Below are 17,905 nucleotides of genomic sequence, written 5' to 3' on the forward strand. Positions count from 1 at the left end.
ACCCCTGTCACCTGCGCGAACCGTGCGCGGGTGATCGACGCCCCTCGAACATCCGCCCCCTACGGGATAGCCTCCGGCCATGGCTAACGGGCAGTGGTATCCACCGGAGTGGCCGGACCGCATCCGCGCCCTCACGGACGGCCGGCTCACCCCGGTCGTCCCCAGGTCGGCCGCCACGGTGATGCTCCTGAAGGACACCGCCGACGGCCCCGTCGTCCACATGCTGCGCAGACGCGCCTCCATGGCCTTCGCCGGGGGCGCGTACGCGTATCCCGGCGGCGGCGTCGACCCGCGCGACGACGACCTCCGGCTCGGCTGGGCGGGCCCTACGCGCGCGGAGTGGGCCGAGCGGCTCGGCGTGGACGAGCGGCGCGCCCAGGCGATCGTGTGCGCCGCCGTGCGCGAGACGTACGAGGAGGCGGGCGTCCTGCTGGCCGGGCCGGACCCGGAGTCGGTCGTCGGGGACACCACCGGCGAGGACTGGGAGACCGATCGCGCGGCCGTCCTCGCGCGCGAGACGTCCTTCGCCGAGTTCCTGGAGCGGCGCGGCCTGGTGCTGCGCTCCGACCTGCTCGCCGCGTGGGCGCGCTGGATCACGCCCGAGTTCGAGTCCCGCCGCTACGACACCTGGTTCTTCGTCGCCGCCCTGCCCGCCGGACAGCGCACCCGCAACGCCTCCACCGAGGCCGACCGCACGGTGTGGATCCGGCCCGAGGAGGCCGCCGCCGGGTACGACAAGGGCGACCTGCTGATGATGCCGCCCACGATCGCGACACTGCGCGGGCTCACGGCGTACGACTCGGCCGCGCGGGCACTCGCGGCGGCGCCGGGCCAGGACCTCACGCCCGTCCTCGCCCAGGGCCGTCTGGAGGGCACGAGCATCGTGCTGTCCTGGCCCGGGCACGAGGAGTTCACCCTGCACGTGCCGAGCGCCGGGGCTCCCGCTCCCGCCGCCGCAGACGCAGACGCCGTGGCCGAGTGTCCTGCCGCCGCCGACGCCACCGACGCCGTTGCCGGGCGTCCCGCCGCCTCAGACCCCGCCGCCCCAGACCTCACCGCCGCAGACCCCACCGCCGACAACCCCGCCGCCGGAGGCCCCGCATGACGGATGCCAGCGCCCTGCCCGGCCAGCCGCGCGGAGGAGCCCTCTCCGGGCCCGCGACCGCGCGCGCGGTCAACATCCTCGCGCCCAACCCGTCCGCGATGACCCTGGACGGCACCAACACCTGGATCGTTGCCGAGCCCGATTCCGACCTGGCCGTGGTGATCGACCCCGGCCCGCTGGACGACGGCCACCTGCGCCAGGTGGTCGCCACCGCCGAGCGGGCCGGGCGGCGGGTCGCGCTGACCCTGCTCACCCACGGCCACCCCGACCACGCCGAGGGCGCCGCCCGCTTCGCCGAGCTGACCGGAACCCACGTACGCGCGCTGGACCCGGCCCTGCGGCTCGGTGACGAGGGGCTGGGCGCGGGGGACGTGGTGCGGGTCGGAGGGCTGGAGCTGAGGGTCGTACCGACACCGGGGCACACGGCCGACTCGCTGTGCTTCCACATCCCGGCCGACCGGGCCGTCCTCACGGGCGACACCGTCCTGGGACGCGGTACGACGGTCGTGGCGCACCCTGACGGCCGCCTGGGCGACTATCTGGACTCCCTGCGGCGGCTGAGGTCCCTCACGGTCGACGACGGCGTCCACACCGTCCTGCCGGGCCACGGGCCGGTCCTGGAGGACGCGCAGGGGGCCGTGGAGTTCTATCTGGCCCACCGGGCCCACCGGCTGGCCCAGATCGAGACGGCCGTCGAGAACGGCCACCGCACGGCCCCCGAGATCGTGGCGCACGTCTACGCCGACGTGGACCGCTCCCTGTGGCCCGCGGCCGAACTGTCGGTACGGGCACAACTGGAGTACCTGCGGGAGCGCGGACTGATCCCGGACTGATCCTGTGCCGATCCCGGACTGATCCCGGACTGATCCTGTGCCGATCCCGGACTGATCCCGGACTGATCCGAGCGCCGCCGTACAGCGCCGCGGCCCTCCCCGCAGCCGGGGGCCCTCTCCAGGGCCTCCGGCGGGTGTCGGTGCCGGGTGTCAGCGCGAGCGCTTCGCCAGGCGCTCCACGTCCAGCAGGATCACCGCGCGGGCCTCCAGGCGCAGCCAGCCGCGCTGGGCGAAGTCGGCGAGGGCCTTGTTGACCGTCTCGCGGGACGCGCCGACCAGCTGGGCCAGCTCCTCCTGCGTGAGGTCGTGGACGACGTGGATGCCCTCCTCGGACTGCACGCCGAAGCGGCGGGACAGATCCAGCAGGGCGCGCGCGACCCGGCCCGGGACGTCCGAGAAGACCAGGTCGGACATGGCGTCGTTGGTCTTGCGCAGCCGGCGCGCGACGGCCCGCAGCAGCGCGGCGGCGACCTCGGGACGCGCGTTCAGCCAGGGCTGGAGGTCCCCGTGGCCGAGGCCGAGCAGCTTGACCTCGGTCAGTGCGGTGGCGGTCGCCGTGCGCGGGCCCGGGTCGAACAGCGACAGCTCGCCGATCAGCTCACCGGGGCCGACCACGGCCAGCATGTTCTCGCGGCCGTCGGGGGAGGTGCGGTGCAGCTTCACCTTGCCCTCGGTGACCACGTACAGCCGGTCTCCCGGGTCTCCCTCGTGGAACAGTGAGTCACCCCGCGCGAGGGTCACCTCACTCATGGAGGCACGCAGCTCAGCGGCCTGCTCGTCGTCAAGAGCCGCGAAGAGCGGATTGCGCCGCAGAACGTCGTCCACGAGTTCTCTCCTTGTCGACCTGCTCAGGGAAGCTTTCCTCCCCCGTCTATCAGGGGTCCGTGGTCCCCATCTTGCCGGACGGTCCAAACAGTGTGATCTGTCACAAGGATGCCGCACTGGTGTCCCGTGGTAAGCGGCAGGGGTCCAATTGGGGGCCGATCTTCCAGGTCCGGGGCGGATGTCAGTGCCGGGTCGTAGGGTGGCCGGGTGTCCAAATCGCCGGTGAGAGCGCAGGCCGAGGGGGCTGGACGAGTGGCAGCACAGCATGATTCCGCTGTGGGCGAACAGGGGTCCGAGAGTGGAGCGCCCGCACGGAAGAAAGCAGACAAAGCGGAGAAAGTGGTGGAGCGGACTGCCGGGAAATCGGCGACATCTGTGAAGAAGGCCACGAAGAAGGCCACAACGGCAGCAGCGAAGAAGACCACAACGGCAGCGTCGAAGGCGACCGCCGGAAAGGCCGCTGGAAAGCCCGCCGCGAAGGCCGCCGGAAAGCCCGCCGTGAAGGCCGCCGCGAAGGCCAACGGCAGGCCCGCCGCGAAGCCCGCCGCCAAGCCCAGGAAGCCCGAGTCCCGCACGGCCCTCGTCCGCCGTGCCCGCCGCATCGACCGCGAACTCGCCGAGGTCTACCCCTACGCCCACCCCGAGCTGGACTTCGAGAACCCCTTCCAGCTCGTCGTGGCCACGGTCCTGTCCGCCCAGACGACCGACCTGCGGGTCAATCAGACGACCCCCGCGCTCTTCGCCCGGTACCCGACCCCCGAGGACCTCGCCGCGGCCAACCCGGAGGAGGTCGAGGAGATCCTGCGCCCGACCGGCTTCTTCCGGGCCAAGACCAAGTCGGTGATAGGGCTGTCGAAGGCCCTCGTGGAGCGGTTCGACGGCGAGGTGCCGGGGCGGCTCGAAGACCTCGTCAAACTGCCCGGCGTGGGCCGCAAGACCGCCTTCGTCGTTCTCGGCAACGCGTTCGGCCGCCCCGGCATCACCGTGGACACCCACTTCCAGCGGCTGGTCCGGCGCTGGCAGTGGACCGACGCGACCGACCCCGACAAGATCGAGGCGGCCGTCGGCGCGCTCTTCCCCAAGAGCGAGTGGACGATGCTCTCGCACCACGTGATCTTCCACGGCCGCCGTATCTGCCACGCCCGCAAGCCCGCCTGCGGCGCCTGTCCCATCGCCCCGCTCTGCCCGGCGTACGGCGAGGGCGAGACGGACCCCGAGAAGGCCCGGAAGCTGCTGAAGTACGAGAAGGGCGGCTTCCCCGGCCAGCGGCTCAACCCGCCGCAGTCCTACCTCGACGCGGGCGGCAGGCCGGCGCCTCCCCTGGGGGCGGGATGACCGGTCACCGCTCCGGCCGCCGCCGGAACGATCTGGCGCGGTTCGCGCGTTGGACACGGCAGGACGAAGGGGGTGGCGATGACGCGGACGAGTGACACGCAGGGCGGGCCGGTGGCGGTCAGCACGGAGGGGCTGCCCGGCTGGCTGGACCCGGTGGTGCACGCCGTGGAGACGGTCCGGCCACCGCAGCTGAGCCGCTTCCTGCCCCCGGCCGACGGCAAGGGACGCCAGTCGGCCGTGCTGGTCCTGTTCGGCGACGGCCCGAGCGGCCCCGAACTGCTGCTGATGGAGCGGGCCACCTCGCTGCGCGAGCACGCCGGACAGCCCGCGTTCCCCGGCGGCTCCCTCGACCCGGAGGACGGCGACCCGCAGGGCGACGGCCCGCTGCGCGCGGCGCTGCGCGAGGCCGAGGAGGAGACCGGCCTCGACCCCTCCGGCGTCCAGCTCTTCGGCGTACTGCCCAAGCTCTACATCCCGGTGAGCGGCTTCGTCGTCAGCCCGGTCCTCGGCTGGTGGCGCGAGCCGACCCCGGTCGGCGTGGTCGATCCGAACGAGACGGCCCGGGTCTTCACCGTGCCCGTGGCGGATCTCACGGACCCCGCGAACCGGGCCATGGCCATCCACCCCATGGGCCACACAGGTCCGGCATTTCTGGTCAACTCGGCCCTCGTCTGGGGCTTCACGGCCGGTCTCATCGACCGACTGCTCCACTACTCGGGCTGGGAGCGGCCGTGGGACCAGGACAAGCAGGTCCCGCTCGACTGGCGGTCATGACAGGGTGGTCGCCGAGCTGTGTTCCGTCGGGGGGAGCCGTGACCGTGTACCGCTGGGTGCCGTCGGTCCCGGTCACCCGCGGCGGGGTCCCGGTGGCCCGTGACGGGGTCCCCGTGACCGGACGTCGTGACCGGAGAATGACGAGGCGAGGCCCCAAACGGTGAACGTGCTGGACATCCTGTTGCTGGTCGCTGCCGTGTGGTTCGCGATCGTCGGCTTCCGCCAGGGGTTCGTCGTCGGCATCCTGTCGGTGATCGGCTTCCTGGGGGGCGGTCTCGTCGCCGTCTACGCGCTGCCCGTCCTGTGGGACGTACTCACCGAGAACTCGGAGGTGAGCACCACGGCGGCCGTCGTCGCCGTGGTCGTCGTCATCGTCTGCGCGTCGATCGGCCAGGCTCTGACCACCCATCTCGGCAACAAGCTGCGCCGGTACATCACCTGGTCCCCGGCCCGCGCGCTGGACGCGACCGGCGGCGCGCTCGTCAATGTCGTCGCGATGCTGCTGGTGGCCTGGCTGATCGGCTCCGCGCTCGCCGGGACCACCCTGCCCACCCTCGGCAAGGAGGTGCGCGGCTCCAAGGTGCTGCTCGGGGTCTCCCGCGCGCTGCCCGGACAGGCCGACACCTGGTTCGCCGATTTCTCCTCCGTCCTCGCGCAGAACGGCTTCCCGCAGGTCTTCAGCCCGTTCTCGGACGAGCCGATCACCGATGTCCAGCCGCCCGACCCGGCGCTCGCCGGCAGCGAGGTCGCCGCGCGCGCGAAGCGCTCCATCGTCAAGGTGATGGGTACGGCGCCGAGCTGCGGCAAGGTGCTGGAGGGCACCGGGTTCGTGTTCGCCGACCGCCGGGTCATGACCAACGCGCATGTCGTGGGCGGGGTGGACGAACCCACCGTCCAGATAGGCGGCCTGGGCAAGCGCTACGACGCCACCGTCGTGCTCTACGACTGGAAGCGCGACATCGCCGTCCTCGACGTCCCCGACCTCGAAGCGCCCGCCCTGAAGTTCACGTCCACCGACGCCGCCAGCGGGGACGACGCGATCGTCGCCGGGTTCCCGGAGAACGGGGCGTACGACGTGCGCGCGGCCCGGGTGCGCGGGCGGATCCCGGCCAACGGCCCGGACATCTACCACCGCGGCACGGTCCACCGCGATGTGTACTCGCTCTACGCGACCGTCCGCCAGGGCAACTCCGGCGGCCCGCTCCTCACCCCCACGGGTGAGGTCTACGGCGTGGTCTTCGCCAAGTCCCTGGACGACGCCGAGACCGGCTACGCGCTCACCGTGGACGAGATCCGCGAGGACATCACCAAGGGACGTGCGGCGACCCAGCAGGTGGGCAGCGACAGCTGCGCCCTGTGAGGGCGGTGTCAGCCACGCGGGTGGCGCAGGCGTACGGAGACCCAGCGGGCCCGGCGCCGCAGAATGCGCGGAATGCCCACCCTCGGGTCCGTGCCCTGGAGTTGCGGCGCACTCCGGGGGTGGGAACTCGGGCCGCCCGACGAGCGGCGGTCACGTGCGGCGTCACTGTAATCGTGCGTCCAGCCCATACCGGGACGTCTGCCCCCGGCCCAAGGTCGATAACCTCGCCCGGGCCTCTCAATTGGCCTATGCGCCGGGCAAGTGGCGGTTCGTAGTACAGGTGTTCAGCTCCGGATACCGGGCGCACCGGCACGCTCACCGAGCGGGGTCACCGGTCATTCGGCCAGACGGCCGAACCGCACACGCGGGACCTCAGGGGCCTCGGGTGACCCGCCGTCAGCGATCGGGCTCGGGGTCCCGCAGCCAGTTCACCAGCTCGCCCGAGAACGCCGCCGGATCCTCCTCGTGCGGGAAGTGCCCGAGCCCGTCGAACAGCCGCCAGCGGTACGGCGCTTCGACGTACTCCCCGGACCCCGCCGCGCTGCGGGTCCGCATCACCGGGTCCAGCGAGCCGTGCAGATGCAGCGTCGGCACCCGCACCGGCCGCTTCATCCGCCGGTAGAACTGGATGCCGTCGGGCCGGGCCAGCGACCGCACCAGCCAGCGGTACGGCTCGACCGAGCAGTGCGCGGTCGACGGGATGCACATCGCGCGCCGGTACGTCTCCACCGTCTCGTCGTCCGGCAGCCGCGGCCCGGACCAGTCCCGGATCAGCCGGCCCACCAGCGCGCCCTCGTCGGCGACGAGCCGGCGTTCGGGGATCCAGGGCCGCTGGAACCCCCAGATGTAGGAGCCCGCGGCGGACTGTCTGACGTCGGAAAGCATCGCCGAGCGCCAGCGCCGGGGGTGCGGCATCGAGGAGACCACCAGCCGTCGTACCAGCTTGGGGCGCATCACCGCGGCGGTCCACGCCAGATAGCCGCCCAGGTCATGGCCGACCAGCGCGGCGTCGGGCTCACCGAGCGAGCGGATCACCCCGGTGATGTCGAGGGCGAGGTTCGCGGGGTCGTAGCCGCGCGGGGTGCGGTCGCTGCCGCCGACGCCGCGCAGGTCCATGGCGACGGCCCGGAACCCGGCGTCGGCCAGGTCGGCGAGCTGATGGCGCCAGGCCCACCAGAACTCGGGGAAGCCGTGCACGAGCATGACCAGCGGCCCCTCGCCCACCTCGGCGATGTGGAAGCGCGCGCCGTTGGCGGCGACATCGCGGTGGGTCACCGCCCGGCCGCCGGGCAGATCGACGCGTACGGCCGAGGCGGGATGCGCCGAAGGAGTGGCGGGGTCGGTCATGACGACGTGCGCGCCCCGACCTCGATGGCCTCGGGCACCCGGTCCTGCGGCAGCTCGGGCCGCGGGTGCGGCTTGGCGTTCTGGAGCACGCCCGCGGTCTCCTTCACCGACGCGGCGACCTTCTGCGGGCCCTTGCCCTTCTTGGCCTTCTTCGCGAAGTACAGGCCGATCAGCGCGAGGAGCGCGGCGACGAGCACGTTCGCGGCGAAGGACAGCACGAAGCAGATCGCGAGGTTCCAGCGGCTCCAGGTGTGGATGCCGTACGCCAGGGCGAAGTTCAGCATGGGCAGCGAGAAGAGCAGCAGCACCCCGGCCGCGCTGAACGCGCCACCACTGAGCGCACCGCGCTTCACATCCTGCTTGAGCTGCGCCTTCGCCAGCGCGATCTCGTCGTGCACCAGCGCCGACATATCGGTGGTCGCCGAGGCGAACAGCTGGCCGATGCTGCGTTCCGCGCCGACCGGGCTGCCGTCGGGTGCGCTCATCGCGGTGTCTCCCTCGTGTGCGTACGGGCCGTTCTGCGGGTGCCGAGATCTGCTGATACGGCCGCATACGGTCCCGCTCTTTTGTACCGTCTCGTCAGATCATGCCGGACCGTCGTTCTTCTCGCCTGCCCCGCCCGGCACTTCCGCAACCGCGTGGCGCGCGGCGGCGGCACGTTCCTCGGCGATCCGGCGGTGCTCGGCGGCCTTGCGCTCGTAGATCTCGGCCATCCGCAGGTGGTACGCCGGGTCGTGCTCCTCGTAGATGTCGGGGATGCCGTCGAGGTCGTCGTCGCGCTCCTCGTCCTCCCACATCCGACGGTACTTGGCGTTCCGTATCTTCAGCAGGATCGTGGCGAGGACGGCGGCTATGAGCGAGCCGGTCAGGACCGCGGCCTTGATCTCGCCGGTCATGGCGGCGTCGCCCTCGAAGGCGAGTTCGCCGATCAGCAGTGAGACGGTGAAGCCGATCCCGGCGAGGGAGGCGACCGCGAAGACGTCCCCCCAGGCGAGGTCGTCGCTGAGGGAGGCGCGGGTGAAGCGGGCGGTGAGCCAGGTGCCGCCGAAGATGCCGATCGTCTTGCCGACCACCAGACCGAGGACGACACCGAGTGTCTCGGGCTGGGTGAAGACCTCGCGCAGGGCGCCGCCGGACACCGCCACACCCGCGCTGAACAGGGCGAACAGCGGTACGGCGAAGCCCGCCGAGAGCGGTCGTACGAGGTGCTCGATATGTTCGCCGGGGGAGTGCTCCTCGTCGTCGCGGGTGGTGCAGCGCAGCATCAGCCCCATGGCGACGCCCGCGATGGTGGCGTGGATGCCGCTGTTGTACATCAGCCCCCAGATCACCAGGGCGAGCGGGACGTAGAGGTACCAGCCGCGTACGCCCTTGCGCAGCAGCAGCCAGAAGACGACCAGGCCGATGACGGCGCCGGCGAGGGCCGCGAAGTTCAGCCGGTCGGTGAAGAAGACCGCGATGATCAGGATGGCGAACAGGTCGTCGACGACGGCGAGGGTCAGCAGGAACGCGCGCAGGGCGCTGGGCAGCGATGTCCCGATGACGGCGAGCACGGCCAGTGCGAAGGCGATGTCGGTGGCGGTGGGCACGGCCCAGCCGGAGAGCGAACCGTCGCCCGCGAGGTTGGTGAAGAAGTAGACGAGGGCGGGTACGGCCATTCCGCACAGGGCGGCGACCACGGGCAGGACGGCGGCCTTCGGGTCGCGCAGATCACCGGCGACCAGTTCGCGCTTCAGTTCGATCCCGGCCACGAAGAAGAAGATCGCGAGGAGGCCGTCGGCGGCCCAGTGGGCGAGGGAGAGGTCCAGGCCGAGGGCCGAGGGGCCGATGTGGAAGTCGGAGACCGAGGTGTAGCTGTTCTGGAGTGCCGGTACGTTCGCCCAGATCAGGGCCGTGATCGCGGCGATCAGAAGGAGGACGCCGCCGACGGTCTCGGTGCGCAGGGCGTCCGCGACGAAGGTCCGCTCGGGCAGCGACAGCCGACCCAGCACCTTGCGGGTGCCGGCGTTCCCCGTGTTCTCGGGGTTCCCCGAGCCTCCGGGGTTCTCCGGGGGGTTTTCGTTGCGGCGATCGGGCGCGGACACGGTGAGACCTCCGGTCGGTGGACAGCACGGGACCTATGCCGACCAGACTTCCCGGCGCACCTTTGTCGATCTCTGCACGTGCTCTTGTACGTGCTCTGTACGTGTTCTGTACGTGATCTTGTCGCGTTGTTGACGCGGTTCTTATTTTAACCGTACGCGATCACCGGGCCGAAGGGAAAAGGGGCACCCCGGGTGGGGTGCCCCTTACGGTGACCGGCGAGTTTCGCCGCGGTCGGGTCTGTCCTCGCTCAGTCCTCGCTCAGTCCTCGCTCGGTGCCGCGGGGAGCTGTGCCTGGATGAGGTTCATGACCGTGGAGTCGGCGAGGGTGGTGACATCGCCGATCTGCCGGTTCTCCGCCACATCGCGCAGCAGCCGGCGCATGATCTTGCCGGAGCGGGTCTTGGGCAGTTCGGCCACCGGCAGGATCCGCTTGGGCTTGGCGATCGGGCCGAGCGTGGTCCCGACGTGGTTGCGCAGTTCGTTGACCAGCCCCTCGTCCTCGGAGGCCGAGCCGCGCAGGATGACGAAGGCGACGATCGCCTGACCCGTCGTCTCGTCCTTGGCGCCGACGACCGCCGCCTCGGCGACCGAGGGGTGCGAGACGAGCGCCGACTCCACCTCGGTGGTGGAGATGTTGTGCCCGGACACCAGCATCACGTCGTCCACCCGGCCCAGCAGCCAGATGTCGCCGTCGTCGTCCTTCTTGGCGCCGTCACCGGCGAAGTACTTGCCCTCGAAACGCGACCAGTAGGTGTCGAGGAACCGCTGGTCGTCGCCCCAGATGGTGCGCAGCATCGACGGCCACGGCTCGGTCAGCACCAGATAGCCGCCCCCGCCGTCGGGCACCTCCCGCGCCTCGTCGTCCACGACGGTCGCCGAGATGCCCGGCAGCGGACGCTGCGCGGAGCCCGGCTTGGCGTCGGTGACGCCCGGCAGCGGGGAGATCATCATGGCGCCGGTCTCGGTCTGCCACCAGGTGTCCACGACCGGCGTCCGGTCGGCGCCGATGTGCTTGCGGTACCAGATCCACGCCTCGGGGTTGATCGGCTCACCGACCGACCCGAGCACCCGCAGGCTGCTGAGGTCGAACTTCGCGGGGATGTCGTCGCCCCACTTCATGAACGTACGGATCGCCGTCGGCGCGGTGTAGAGGATCGAGACCCGGTACTTCTGCACGATCTCCCAGAACCGCCCCTGGTGCGGGGTGTCCGGCGTGCCCTCGTACATCACCTGGGTCGCGCCGTTGGCGAGCGGCCCGTAGACGATGTAGGAGTGCCCGGTGACCCAGCCGACGTCCGCCGTGCACCAGTAGACATCGGTCTCCGGCTTGAGGTCGAAGACCGCGTGGTGGGTGTACGACGTCTGCGTCAGGTAGCCGCCGGAGGTGTGCAGGATGCCCTTGGGCTTCCCCGTCGTACCGGAGGTGTAGAGGATGAACAGCGGGTGCTCGGCCTCGAACGCCTCGGGGGTGTGCTCGGTCGGCTGACGGTCCACCAGGTCCTGCCACCACACGTCCCGCTCGTCGAACCAGTCGACGTCCTGCCCGGTACGGCGGACCACCAGCACGTGCTCGACATTGCCCGCCTTGACCACGGCCTCGTCGACGGCCGGCTTGAGCGCGGAGGGCTTGCCCCGGCGGTAGCCGCCGTCGGCGGTGATGACGACCTTGGCGTCCGCGTCCTGGATACGGGTCGCGAGCGCGTCCGACGAGAAACCGCCGAAGACCACGGAGTGCGCGGCGCCGACCCGGGCGCACGCGAGCATTGCGACGGCCGTCTCGGGGATCATCGGCATGTAGATCGCGACCCGGTCGCCCTTGGCGACTCCGAGTTCCAGCAGCGCGTTGGCCGCCTTCGACACCTCGTCCTTGAGCTGGGCGTAGGTGATCGCCCGGCTGTCGCCCGGCTCGCCCTCGAAGTGGATGGCGACCCGGTCGCCCAGCCCCGCCTCGACATGCCGGTCCACGCAGTTGTACGCCACGTTGAGCGTGCCGTCCTTGAACCACTTGGCGAACGGCGGATTCGACCAGTCCAGCGTCTCGGTCGGCTCTTCGGCCCAGGTCAGCCGACGGGCCTGCTCGGCCCAGAAGCCGAGCCTGTCAGCCTTGGCCTGTTCATACGCCTCCGCCGTGACGTTGGCGTTCGCGGCCAGGTCGGCGGGGGGTGCGAACCTGCGTTCTTCCTTGAGCAGGTTGGCCAGGCTTTCGTTGCTCACGACATCTCCCTTTCCAAGGGTGTCCGTTGTGTCCCAAGCCACAGCTCACCAGACCCGGGGGGCCGATGACAAGGGTCGACGGCCAATTGGTTTAGACCTGTGAGCCACTGCGGGCCCGGCTCGGTCGAGGCTCCACACCTTCCCACGGACCCGCGCTCCAGCCGGTTCATGCCGTGTCCTCCCCGTCACACCCTCCGGGCCACCCCTCTCACCTCACCCGACCGGCAGCCCGCCCGCCCCCGCCACGTCGTCGAAGACCCGGTCGTCACCCTGCTCCGTGAGCAGATACGCCTGTGCCTCACCCACATGGAAGTACATTCCGTGCAGCTCCAGCCGCCCCGACCGCAGCGCCTGACCCACGGCCTCGTGCGCCCGCAGATGCTCCAGTTGCTGCACCACGTTGGTCAGGCTCAACTGCTCCAACGCGTCCGCGGGCGGGCGCCCGGCCAGCCGGGGCGAGGGACGGTTCTCGTCGGCCATCCGCTCCATGCTGGGCCGGCCGTGCCGCAGCCAGCGCCCCAGCGGGGAGCGCGCCCCGCCCGGCTCGGCGTGGAACAGCGCCTGCATCGCGCCGCACCCCGAGTGTCCGCACACCGTGATGGACCGCACCTTCAGCACGTCCACCGCGTACTCGATCGCCGCGGCCACCGAGTCATCGCCGTTCTCCGCGCCGGGCAGCGGGACGAGGTTGCCCAGGTTGCGCACCACGAACAGATCGCCCGGACCACTGGAGGTGATCATCGAGGTGACCAGCCTTGAGTCGGTGCAGGTCAGGAACAGCTGCACCGGTCGCTGCCCCTCCCGCGCCAGCCGGGCCAGCTCGCCCCGCACCAGCGGTGCCGTGTTGCGCTGGAACGCGCTGATCCCACGGGCCAGTTGACGCCCACTCGCCCCATCGGTGGAGGGGGAGAGGGTGGGGGTGGGGGTGGGGTCGGGGGTGGGCGTGGTCGTGGGGGTGGCGAGGCGGGGGGTGACGGGTGTGGTGGGTGCGGCCCGTCCGGGGGTGGTGGGCGGGGTGGGGCCGGGTGTGGGGCCGGGTGTGGTGGTGGATGTGATGGGCGGCGGGGTGCCGGTCGACGGGGTGGTGGCGGACCCGTCTTGCTCCGGTCCCGTGCCCGGTGCCGTTTCCGGTCCTGTTCCCGGTCCCCTTCCTGTTCCTGTTCCTGTTCCTGTTCCTGCTCCCGGTCCTGTTCCCGGTCCCCTTTCTGTTCCTGTTCCCGGTCCCGCGTCGGGGGCGGGGGTGGTGGTGCCTTCCCGTCCAGGGGTGGAGCCTTCCCGTCCGGGGCCGGGTGGGTCCTGGCCGGGTTCCGGCGGGGGCGCCGGTGCCTCGGACGGGCGTGGAGTCTCCGGCGGCTCGCACTGGTGGTTGCGCCAGGGGGTCCAGGGACGGCAGCGGCAGTCGGCGAGGGGTGCGCCTGCCGTGCCTGTCGTGCCCGCCGTTCCGCCCGGGCACGCGTTGTCCGCCTTGTCCGTCCGGTCCGTGTGCGTCCCGGCCGTCCAGTTGGCGCTGTTCACCCAGTACGAGCCGTTCGCCGGGCCCAGGGTGTCCAGGAAGCCCGGGGTGTCCGGGGTGTCCGGTGTTCCGGGCGGTCGGTCCAGGTCGAGCAGATGGGAGACCGTGGGTTCGGTGATCCGGACGGCTCCCCGACGGCCGGTCAGTTCGACCGTGCCGCCCTGTGCGGTGTGGGTGTTGCGCCAGTCCTGGAGCGTCTCGTAGGCCGCGTGGTCCATGAACGACCCGTCCAGCTCCACGACCGCGTGGGACCCGTGCGGCACCTGGTGCAGAGCGCGGCTGAGCCGGGGCACCGCGAGGAATGTCAACTGGCCTCTGACGCGGACGTGATGGGCTCCTTCCTGCTCGTCGTGGGTGATCCGGGTGCGGGCCAGGCGGTGGAGGGCGACGGCCACGGCGACGGCGATCCCCAGCGACACGCCCTCCAGGACGCCGAGGAGCACCACGCCGAGGGTGGTGACCGCGTAGACCAGCACTTCTCGATGGCGGGTCACCGTGCGGATGTGGTTGAGGGACACCATCTGGATGCCGACGGCCATCACCAGGGCGGCGAGTGAGGCCAGCGGGATCAGCTCCAGGAGCGGAACCATCAACAGCGCGGCGACTACTACGAGAACGCCGTGCAGCATCGTGGAGTTCCGGCTGACGGCACCCGCGTTCACATTCGCCGAACTGCGTACGGCGACCCCCGCGACGGGCAGCCCGCCGAGCGCTCCGGAGGCGATGTTGGCGGCGCCCTGGCCGAGCAGCTCGCGGTCCAGGTCGGAGCGGCCGACCTTGGCGGTGAGGCCGGGGCGGGAGGCGGCCAGCTTGTCCACGGCGACCGCGCCCAGCAGGGACTGCACACTGCACACCAGGGTGGTGGTGAGCACCGCGGCGGCGATCCCGAGCGCCGGGCCCTCGGGCAGTCCGGCCAGCGCGTGGCTCTGCCAGGACGGCAGTGCCACCTTGGGCAGGGTGAGTCCGGCGAGCGAGGCGGTGGCGGTGGCCCCGGTGACGGCGACGAGCGGCGCCGGGACCGTGCGCAGCAGCTCTCCCGAGCGGCCCGGGATCCGGGGCCAGAGCAGCAGCAGGCTGAGGGTGAGCGCGCTCATCGAGACGGCGGCGGGGTGGAGCTGCGCGAGCTGGTCGGGCAGGGCGCGCAGATTGTCCAGGACGGCGCTCTGCGGATTGCCGCCGAGGACGATGTGGAGTTGGGCGACCGCGATGGTGATGCCGATCCCGGCGAGCATCCCGTGGACGATCGCCGGGCTGACGGCGAGCGCGGAGCGGGCCACGCGCAGACAGCCGAGGCCCAGTTGGGCGAGGCCGGCGAGGACGGTGATGGCGCAGGTCGTACGCCATCCGTAGCGGTGGATCAGATCGGCGGTGACCACGGTGAGCCCGGCGGCGGGGCCGCTGACCTGGAGCGCGGAGCCGCCGAGCCGACCGGCGACCAGTCCGCCGACGGCGGCGGCGACCAGCCCCGCCTGGAGCGGGGCGTCGGTCGCGAGGGCGATGCCGAGGGAGAGCGGCAGGGCGATGAGGAAGACCGCGAGGGAGGCCGAGACGTCGGCGCCCGCGAGGTGAAACCCGCCGCGGCGGACGGGGGGCGGGTTGTGCGGTGGGTGGGCAGGACGCCTGCGGCGGGCGTCGACCAGACGGGTTCCCGTGGCCCGTGCGGTCTCAAGGGCCTGGGGAAGCGTGCGGAAGGCTGACATGGGTCCCGTCTCCTCCGGGGCGGCGCGGTCGCGGAACAGGTGGTCCCCGCTCGTCGGCGGGGGTCGGGTCGCGGCCGTGGGTCACGGCGTGCAGCGGCGGGATGAAAGCGGCGCGATGCCCTCGACGGCTTTGGGCGCCGGCGACGCCTGCCGTCGGTACCCGCCGTCGAGGAAATCGACGCTCAGTAAACGGATCGTAATGCGGAGTAAAGGTCAAGCATGGATATATGTGTCGAATGGCCTAATGGATCACCTTCATGAGCGAATCAGTAATTTAGTCGGCTTGTCGTACTAATTCCTTCTCCGTGCCGTGCGACGTTGGCGGCGCTGCCGGTGCACCGGCAGGTCATCCCAAGACGCCCTCATCAGCGTCGGCCCGAGAGAAGGAAGAAGGTGGGCGGACATGGCCGCCACCCAGAGGATCGCCGCGGGCGCCGTGGTCGCCGCGGTCTGTGCCGCCTCGCTCGCCGGGTGCGCGAGCGACTCCACCGGCCGCAAGGAGGGGGCGACCGGCACGGAGCAGGGGCAGCCCGCCGCGGCGCCGAAGAACGCGGTCCGGCTCATCGGCGACGGCTCCACGGCGTTCACCGGAGCCCAGCCGCACCTGCCCCGGCCCGAACGGCTGAAGCCCGGTCAGAAGCCGCCGCAGTTCGTGGTGTTCTCCTGGGACGGCGCGGGAGAGGACAGCCAGAAACTGTTCTCGCACTTCCGCGAGGTCTCCAAGAAGAACAACGCCACGATGACCTACTTCCTCAGCGGGGTGTATCTGCTGCCTGAGGAGAAACGTGACCTCTACCGGCCCCCGCAGCACTCCCCGGGCCGCTCCGACATCGGCTTCAACGACAACGAGGGCATCGCCGAGACCGTCAAGCAGCTCAGGCTGGCCTGGCAGGAGGGCAACGAGGTCGGCACCCACTTCAACGGCCACTTCTGCGGCGAGGGCGGCGGCGTCGGCGAGTGGTCGGTCGCGGAGTGGAAGGACGAGATCGCCCAGGCCAAGCAGTTCGTGAAGACCTGGAAGACCAACACCGGCCTGAGCAAGGCGGCTCCGCTCCCCTTCGACTACGACAAGGAGCTGATCGGCGCCCGCACCCCCTGCCTGGAGGGCCAGAAGAACTTCACCCAGGCCGCCCGCGAGCTGGGCTTCCGCTATGACACCAGCGGCGTCAACAACCAGGTGTGGCCCGGCAAGAAGGAGGGCCTGTGGGATCTGTCGATGCAGCTCGTGCCGTTCCCCGGACACACCTTTGAGCAGCTGACCATGGACTACAACTTCATGGTCAACCAGTCCGGCACCACCACCCAGGGCGACCCGACGAAGCACGAGTTCTGGGGCGACCAGATGCGCGACGGACTGCTCCAGGGCTTCGACCGGGCCTACGACGGCAACCGCGCGCCGCTGATCATCGGCAACCACTTCGAGTCCTGGAACGGCGGCACGTACATGCGGGCCATCGAAGAGGTGGTGGAGCAGGTGTGCACCAAGTCGGAGGTGCGCTGCGTCTCCTTCCGCCAGCTCGCCGACTGGCTGGACGCCCAGGACCCCAAGACCCTGGAGAAGTTGCGCACGCTGAAGGTGGGCGAGGCCCCGAAGCAGGGCTGGAAGCCCTTCCTGTCGGCGAGCGCGGCCCCGGCGCCGAAGGGCGTGCCGGGGGCGCCGCCGGCCGACCGGGGATGACACCCGCCCGGCCGGGGATGACACCCGGCCGACCGGGGACGACACCCGCCCGGCCGGGGTAGACACCGGCGGGACAGCAGCCGCGTGACAGGGTCAGGCGGGCGTGGGTGAGGTCACCCGCCCGTTGTCGCTCTCGCTCTCACTGTCCCTCTGCCTCTCCCTCTCCGTCTCCCTCTCACCGAGTACGAAGCCGGGGTCGACCTGCGCCGCCAGGTCGGCTCCGGTGCGCTCGTTCCCCCACGACCGGGCGTTGCGGAGATGGAAGTGCACCATCTGCCGGGTGTAGTTCTCCCAGTCGCGCAGCTCGTACGTCGTGTCGGCGGCCGTCCGCAGCAGTTCCAGGGCGTGCCGGTTGGTGTCCTCCAGCCGGTCGAACCGGGGCGGGCGGCCCTTCTCCATGGCGCGTACCCAGTCCGAGTGCCCGACGGTGACGAGCAGGTCGTCCCCGACCTCGGAGCGGAGGAAGTCGAGGTCGTCCTCGCCCTGCACCTTGTTGCCGACGACCTTCAGGGTGACGCCGAAATCGCGGGCGTACTCCTTGTACTGGCGATAGACGGAGACCCCCTTCCGGGTCGGCTCGGCGACGAGGAACGTGATGTCGAAGCGGGTGAACATGCCGGAGGCGAAGGAGTCCGAGCCCGCCGTCATGTCGACCACGACATACTCGTCACGGCCGTCCACCAGATGGTTCAGACACAGCTCCACCGCTCCCGTCTTGGAGTGGTAGCAGGAGACCCCCAGATCAGCTTCGGTGAAGGGGCCCGTGACCATCAAACGGACCGCGCCGCCGTCGAGTTCCACCGGCCGGGCGCAGGCGTCGTAGACCGGGTTGTTCTCCCGCACCCGCAGCAGCCGTGAGCCCTCGCCCGGCGGGGTCGTCTTGATCATCGTCTGGGCCGAGGCGATCCGCGGGTTGGTGCCGCGCAGATAGTCCTTGATCAGCGGCAGCCGGTCGCCCATGGCGGGCAGCGCGGCGGCCTCCGCGTCGTCCAGGCCGAGGGCCGCGCCCAGGTGCTGGTTGATGTCGGCGTCCACGGCGACGACCGGCGCCCCGGTGGTGGCCAGATGGCGGATGAAGAGCGACGACAGGGTCGTCTTGCCGCTGCCGCCCTTCCCAACGAAAGCAATTTTCATGT

The 17,905-nt window shown here is 71.1% G+C and carries 14 protein-coding genes; 6 read left to right on the forward strand and 8 right to left on the reverse strand.

The genetic code is table 11. The features are described 5' to 3' along the window. Window positions 1–79 precede the first annotated feature (79 nt). Together ACIQNG_RS25835 and ACIQNG_RS25840 are read left to right on the forward strand one after the other, a co-directional pair. The gene (locus tag ACIQNG_RS25835) at window positions 80–1,105 is read left to right on the forward strand and encodes an NUDIX hydrolase (RefSeq protein ID WP_401488176.1); all 1,026 of its coding nucleotides are present in this window, start codon (window positions 80–82) and stop codon (window positions 1,103–1,105) included. Beyond that, window positions 1,102–1,938, forward strand: a complete 837-nt coding sequence (locus ACIQNG_RS25840; protein WP_401488178.1) for an MBL fold metallo-hydrolase — start codon at window positions 1,102–1,104, stop codon at window positions 1,936–1,938. Before ACIQNG_RS25835 ends, ACIQNG_RS25840 begins: the two co-directional genes overlap by 4 nt. A gap of 150 nt (window positions 1,939–2,088) precedes the next feature. Here ACIQNG_RS25840 and ACIQNG_RS25845 read toward each other — a convergent pair whose 3' ends face one another. Next, window positions 2,089–2,763 carry a Crp/Fnr family transcriptional regulator gene (locus tag ACIQNG_RS25845; protein ID WP_029382547.1) on the reverse strand — a complete coding sequence of 225 codons (675 nt, stop codon included), beginning with the start codon at window positions 2,761–2,763 and terminating at the stop codon, window positions 2,089–2,091. 342 nt (window positions 2,764–3,105) lie between these two features. Here ACIQNG_RS25845 and nth point away from each other — a divergent pair, with 342 nt between their 5' ends. From nth to ACIQNG_RS25860, 3 genes are all read left to right on the forward strand, one after another. Beyond that, on the forward strand, window positions 3,106–4,098 hold the full coding sequence (nth, locus tag ACIQNG_RS25850) for an endonuclease III (RefSeq protein WP_401488180.1): 993 nt from the start codon (window positions 3,106–3,108) through the stop codon (window positions 4,096–4,098). 78 nt (window positions 4,099–4,176) lie between these two features. Beyond that, on the forward strand, window positions 4,177–4,872 hold the full coding sequence (locus ACIQNG_RS25855; RefSeq protein WP_401433929.1) for an NUDIX hydrolase: 696 nt from the start codon (window positions 4,177–4,179) through the stop codon (window positions 4,870–4,872). A 160-nt stretch (window positions 4,873–5,032) separates the two neighbouring features. Then, the gene (locus ACIQNG_RS25860; RefSeq protein WP_401433926.1) at window positions 5,033–6,232 is read left to right on the forward strand and encodes a MarP family serine protease; all 1,200 of its coding nucleotides are present in this window, start codon (window positions 5,033–5,035) and stop codon (window positions 6,230–6,232) included. A gap of 8 nt (window positions 6,233–6,240) precedes the next feature. Here the strand turns inward: ACIQNG_RS25860 and ACIQNG_RS25865 are convergent, their stop codons facing one another. The 6 genes from ACIQNG_RS25865 to ACIQNG_RS25890 form a co-directional block, all read right to left on the reverse strand. Next, on the reverse strand, window positions 6,241–6,420 hold the full coding sequence (locus ACIQNG_RS25865; protein WP_401433923.1) for a hypothetical protein: 180 nt from the start codon (window positions 6,418–6,420) through the stop codon (window positions 6,241–6,243). Between the two features lie 208 nt (window positions 6,421–6,628). Beyond that, window positions 6,629–7,579 (reverse strand): alpha/beta fold hydrolase, encoded by a 951-nt coding sequence (locus tag ACIQNG_RS25870; RefSeq protein ID WP_401433920.1) that lies wholly within the window; start codon window positions 7,577–7,579, stop codon window positions 6,629–6,631. Beyond that, on the reverse strand, window positions 7,576–8,064 hold the full coding sequence (locus ACIQNG_RS25875) for a phage holin family protein (protein WP_401488184.1): 489 nt from the start codon (window positions 8,062–8,064) through the stop codon (window positions 7,576–7,578). The genes ACIQNG_RS25870 and ACIQNG_RS25875 overlap by 4 nt, the downstream gene beginning before the upstream one ends. Before the next feature lie 99 nt (window positions 8,065–8,163). After that, the gene (gene nhaA, locus ACIQNG_RS25880) at window positions 8,164–9,570 is read right to left on the reverse strand and encodes a Na+/H+ antiporter NhaA (protein ID WP_401434090.1); all 1,407 of its coding nucleotides are present in this window, start codon (window positions 9,568–9,570) and stop codon (window positions 8,164–8,166) included. 352 nt (window positions 9,571–9,922) lie between these two features. Further along, window positions 9,923–11,878, reverse strand: a complete 1,956-nt coding sequence (gene acs, locus ACIQNG_RS25885; protein WP_401488187.1) for an acetate--CoA ligase — start codon at window positions 11,876–11,878, stop codon at window positions 9,923–9,925. Between the two features lie 213 nt (window positions 11,879–12,091). Then, window positions 12,092–15,091 (reverse strand): SulP family inorganic anion transporter, encoded by a 3,000-nt coding sequence (locus ACIQNG_RS25890; protein WP_401488189.1) that lies wholly within the window; start codon window positions 15,089–15,091, stop codon window positions 12,092–12,094. Window positions 15,092–15,494: 403 nt separating this feature from the next. Between ACIQNG_RS25890 and ACIQNG_RS25895 the strand changes: the two genes are divergently transcribed. Beyond that, complete coding sequence (locus tag ACIQNG_RS25895) at window positions 15,495–16,769, forward strand: hypothetical protein (protein WP_401433910.1); 1,275 nt, start codon at window positions 15,495–15,497, stop codon at window positions 16,767–16,769. Window positions 16,770–16,862: 93 nt separating this feature from the next. Here the strand turns inward: ACIQNG_RS25895 and ACIQNG_RS25900 are convergent, their stop codons facing one another. Continuing rightward, window positions 16,863–17,903: an ATP-binding protein gene (locus ACIQNG_RS25900; RefSeq protein WP_401488192.1), complete on the reverse strand. Its 1,041-nt coding sequence runs from the start codon at window positions 17,901–17,903 to the stop codon at window positions 16,863–16,865. Between the last annotated feature and the right edge of the window lie 2 nt (window positions 17,904–17,905).

This window comes from Streptomyces sp. NPDC091377 (assembly GCF_044757045.1).
Lineage (GTDB): Bacteria > Actinomycetota > Actinomycetes > Streptomycetales > Streptomycetaceae > Streptomyces.

Coding starts and splice junctions, on each gene's coding strand:
- ACIQNG_RS25835 (WP_401488176.1), top strand. CDS start 80: ATGGCTAACGGGCAGTGGTATCCACCGGAGTGGCCGGACCGCATCCGC.
- ACIQNG_RS25840 (WP_401488178.1), top strand. CDS start 1,102: ATGACGGATGCCAGCGCCCTGCCCGGCCAGCCGCGCGGAGGAGCCCTC.
- ACIQNG_RS25855 (WP_401433929.1), top strand. CDS start 4,177: ATGACGCGGACGAGTGACACGCAGGGCGGGCCGGTGGCGGTCAGCACG.
- ACIQNG_RS25865 (WP_401433923.1), bottom strand. CDS start 6,420: ATGGGCTGGACGCACGATTACAGTGACGCCGCACGTGACCGCCGCTCG.
- ACIQNG_RS25870 (WP_401433920.1), bottom strand. CDS start 7,579: ATGACCGACCCCGCCACTCCTTCGGCGCATCCCGCCTCGGCCGTACGC.
- ACIQNG_RS25875 (WP_401488184.1), bottom strand. CDS start 8,064: ATGAGCGCACCCGACGGCAGCCCGGTCGGCGCGGAACGCAGCATCGGC.
- ACIQNG_RS25890 (WP_401488189.1), bottom strand. CDS start 15,091: ATGTCAGCCTTCCGCACGCTTCCCCAGGCCCTTGAGACCGCACGGGCC.
- ACIQNG_RS25895 (WP_401433910.1), top strand. CDS start 15,495: ATGGCCGCCACCCAGAGGATCGCCGCGGGCGCCGTGGTCGCCGCGGTC.
- ACIQNG_RS25900 (WP_401488192.1), bottom strand. CDS start 17,903: ATGAAAATTGCTTTCGTTGGGAAGGGCGGCAGCGGCAAGACGACCCTG.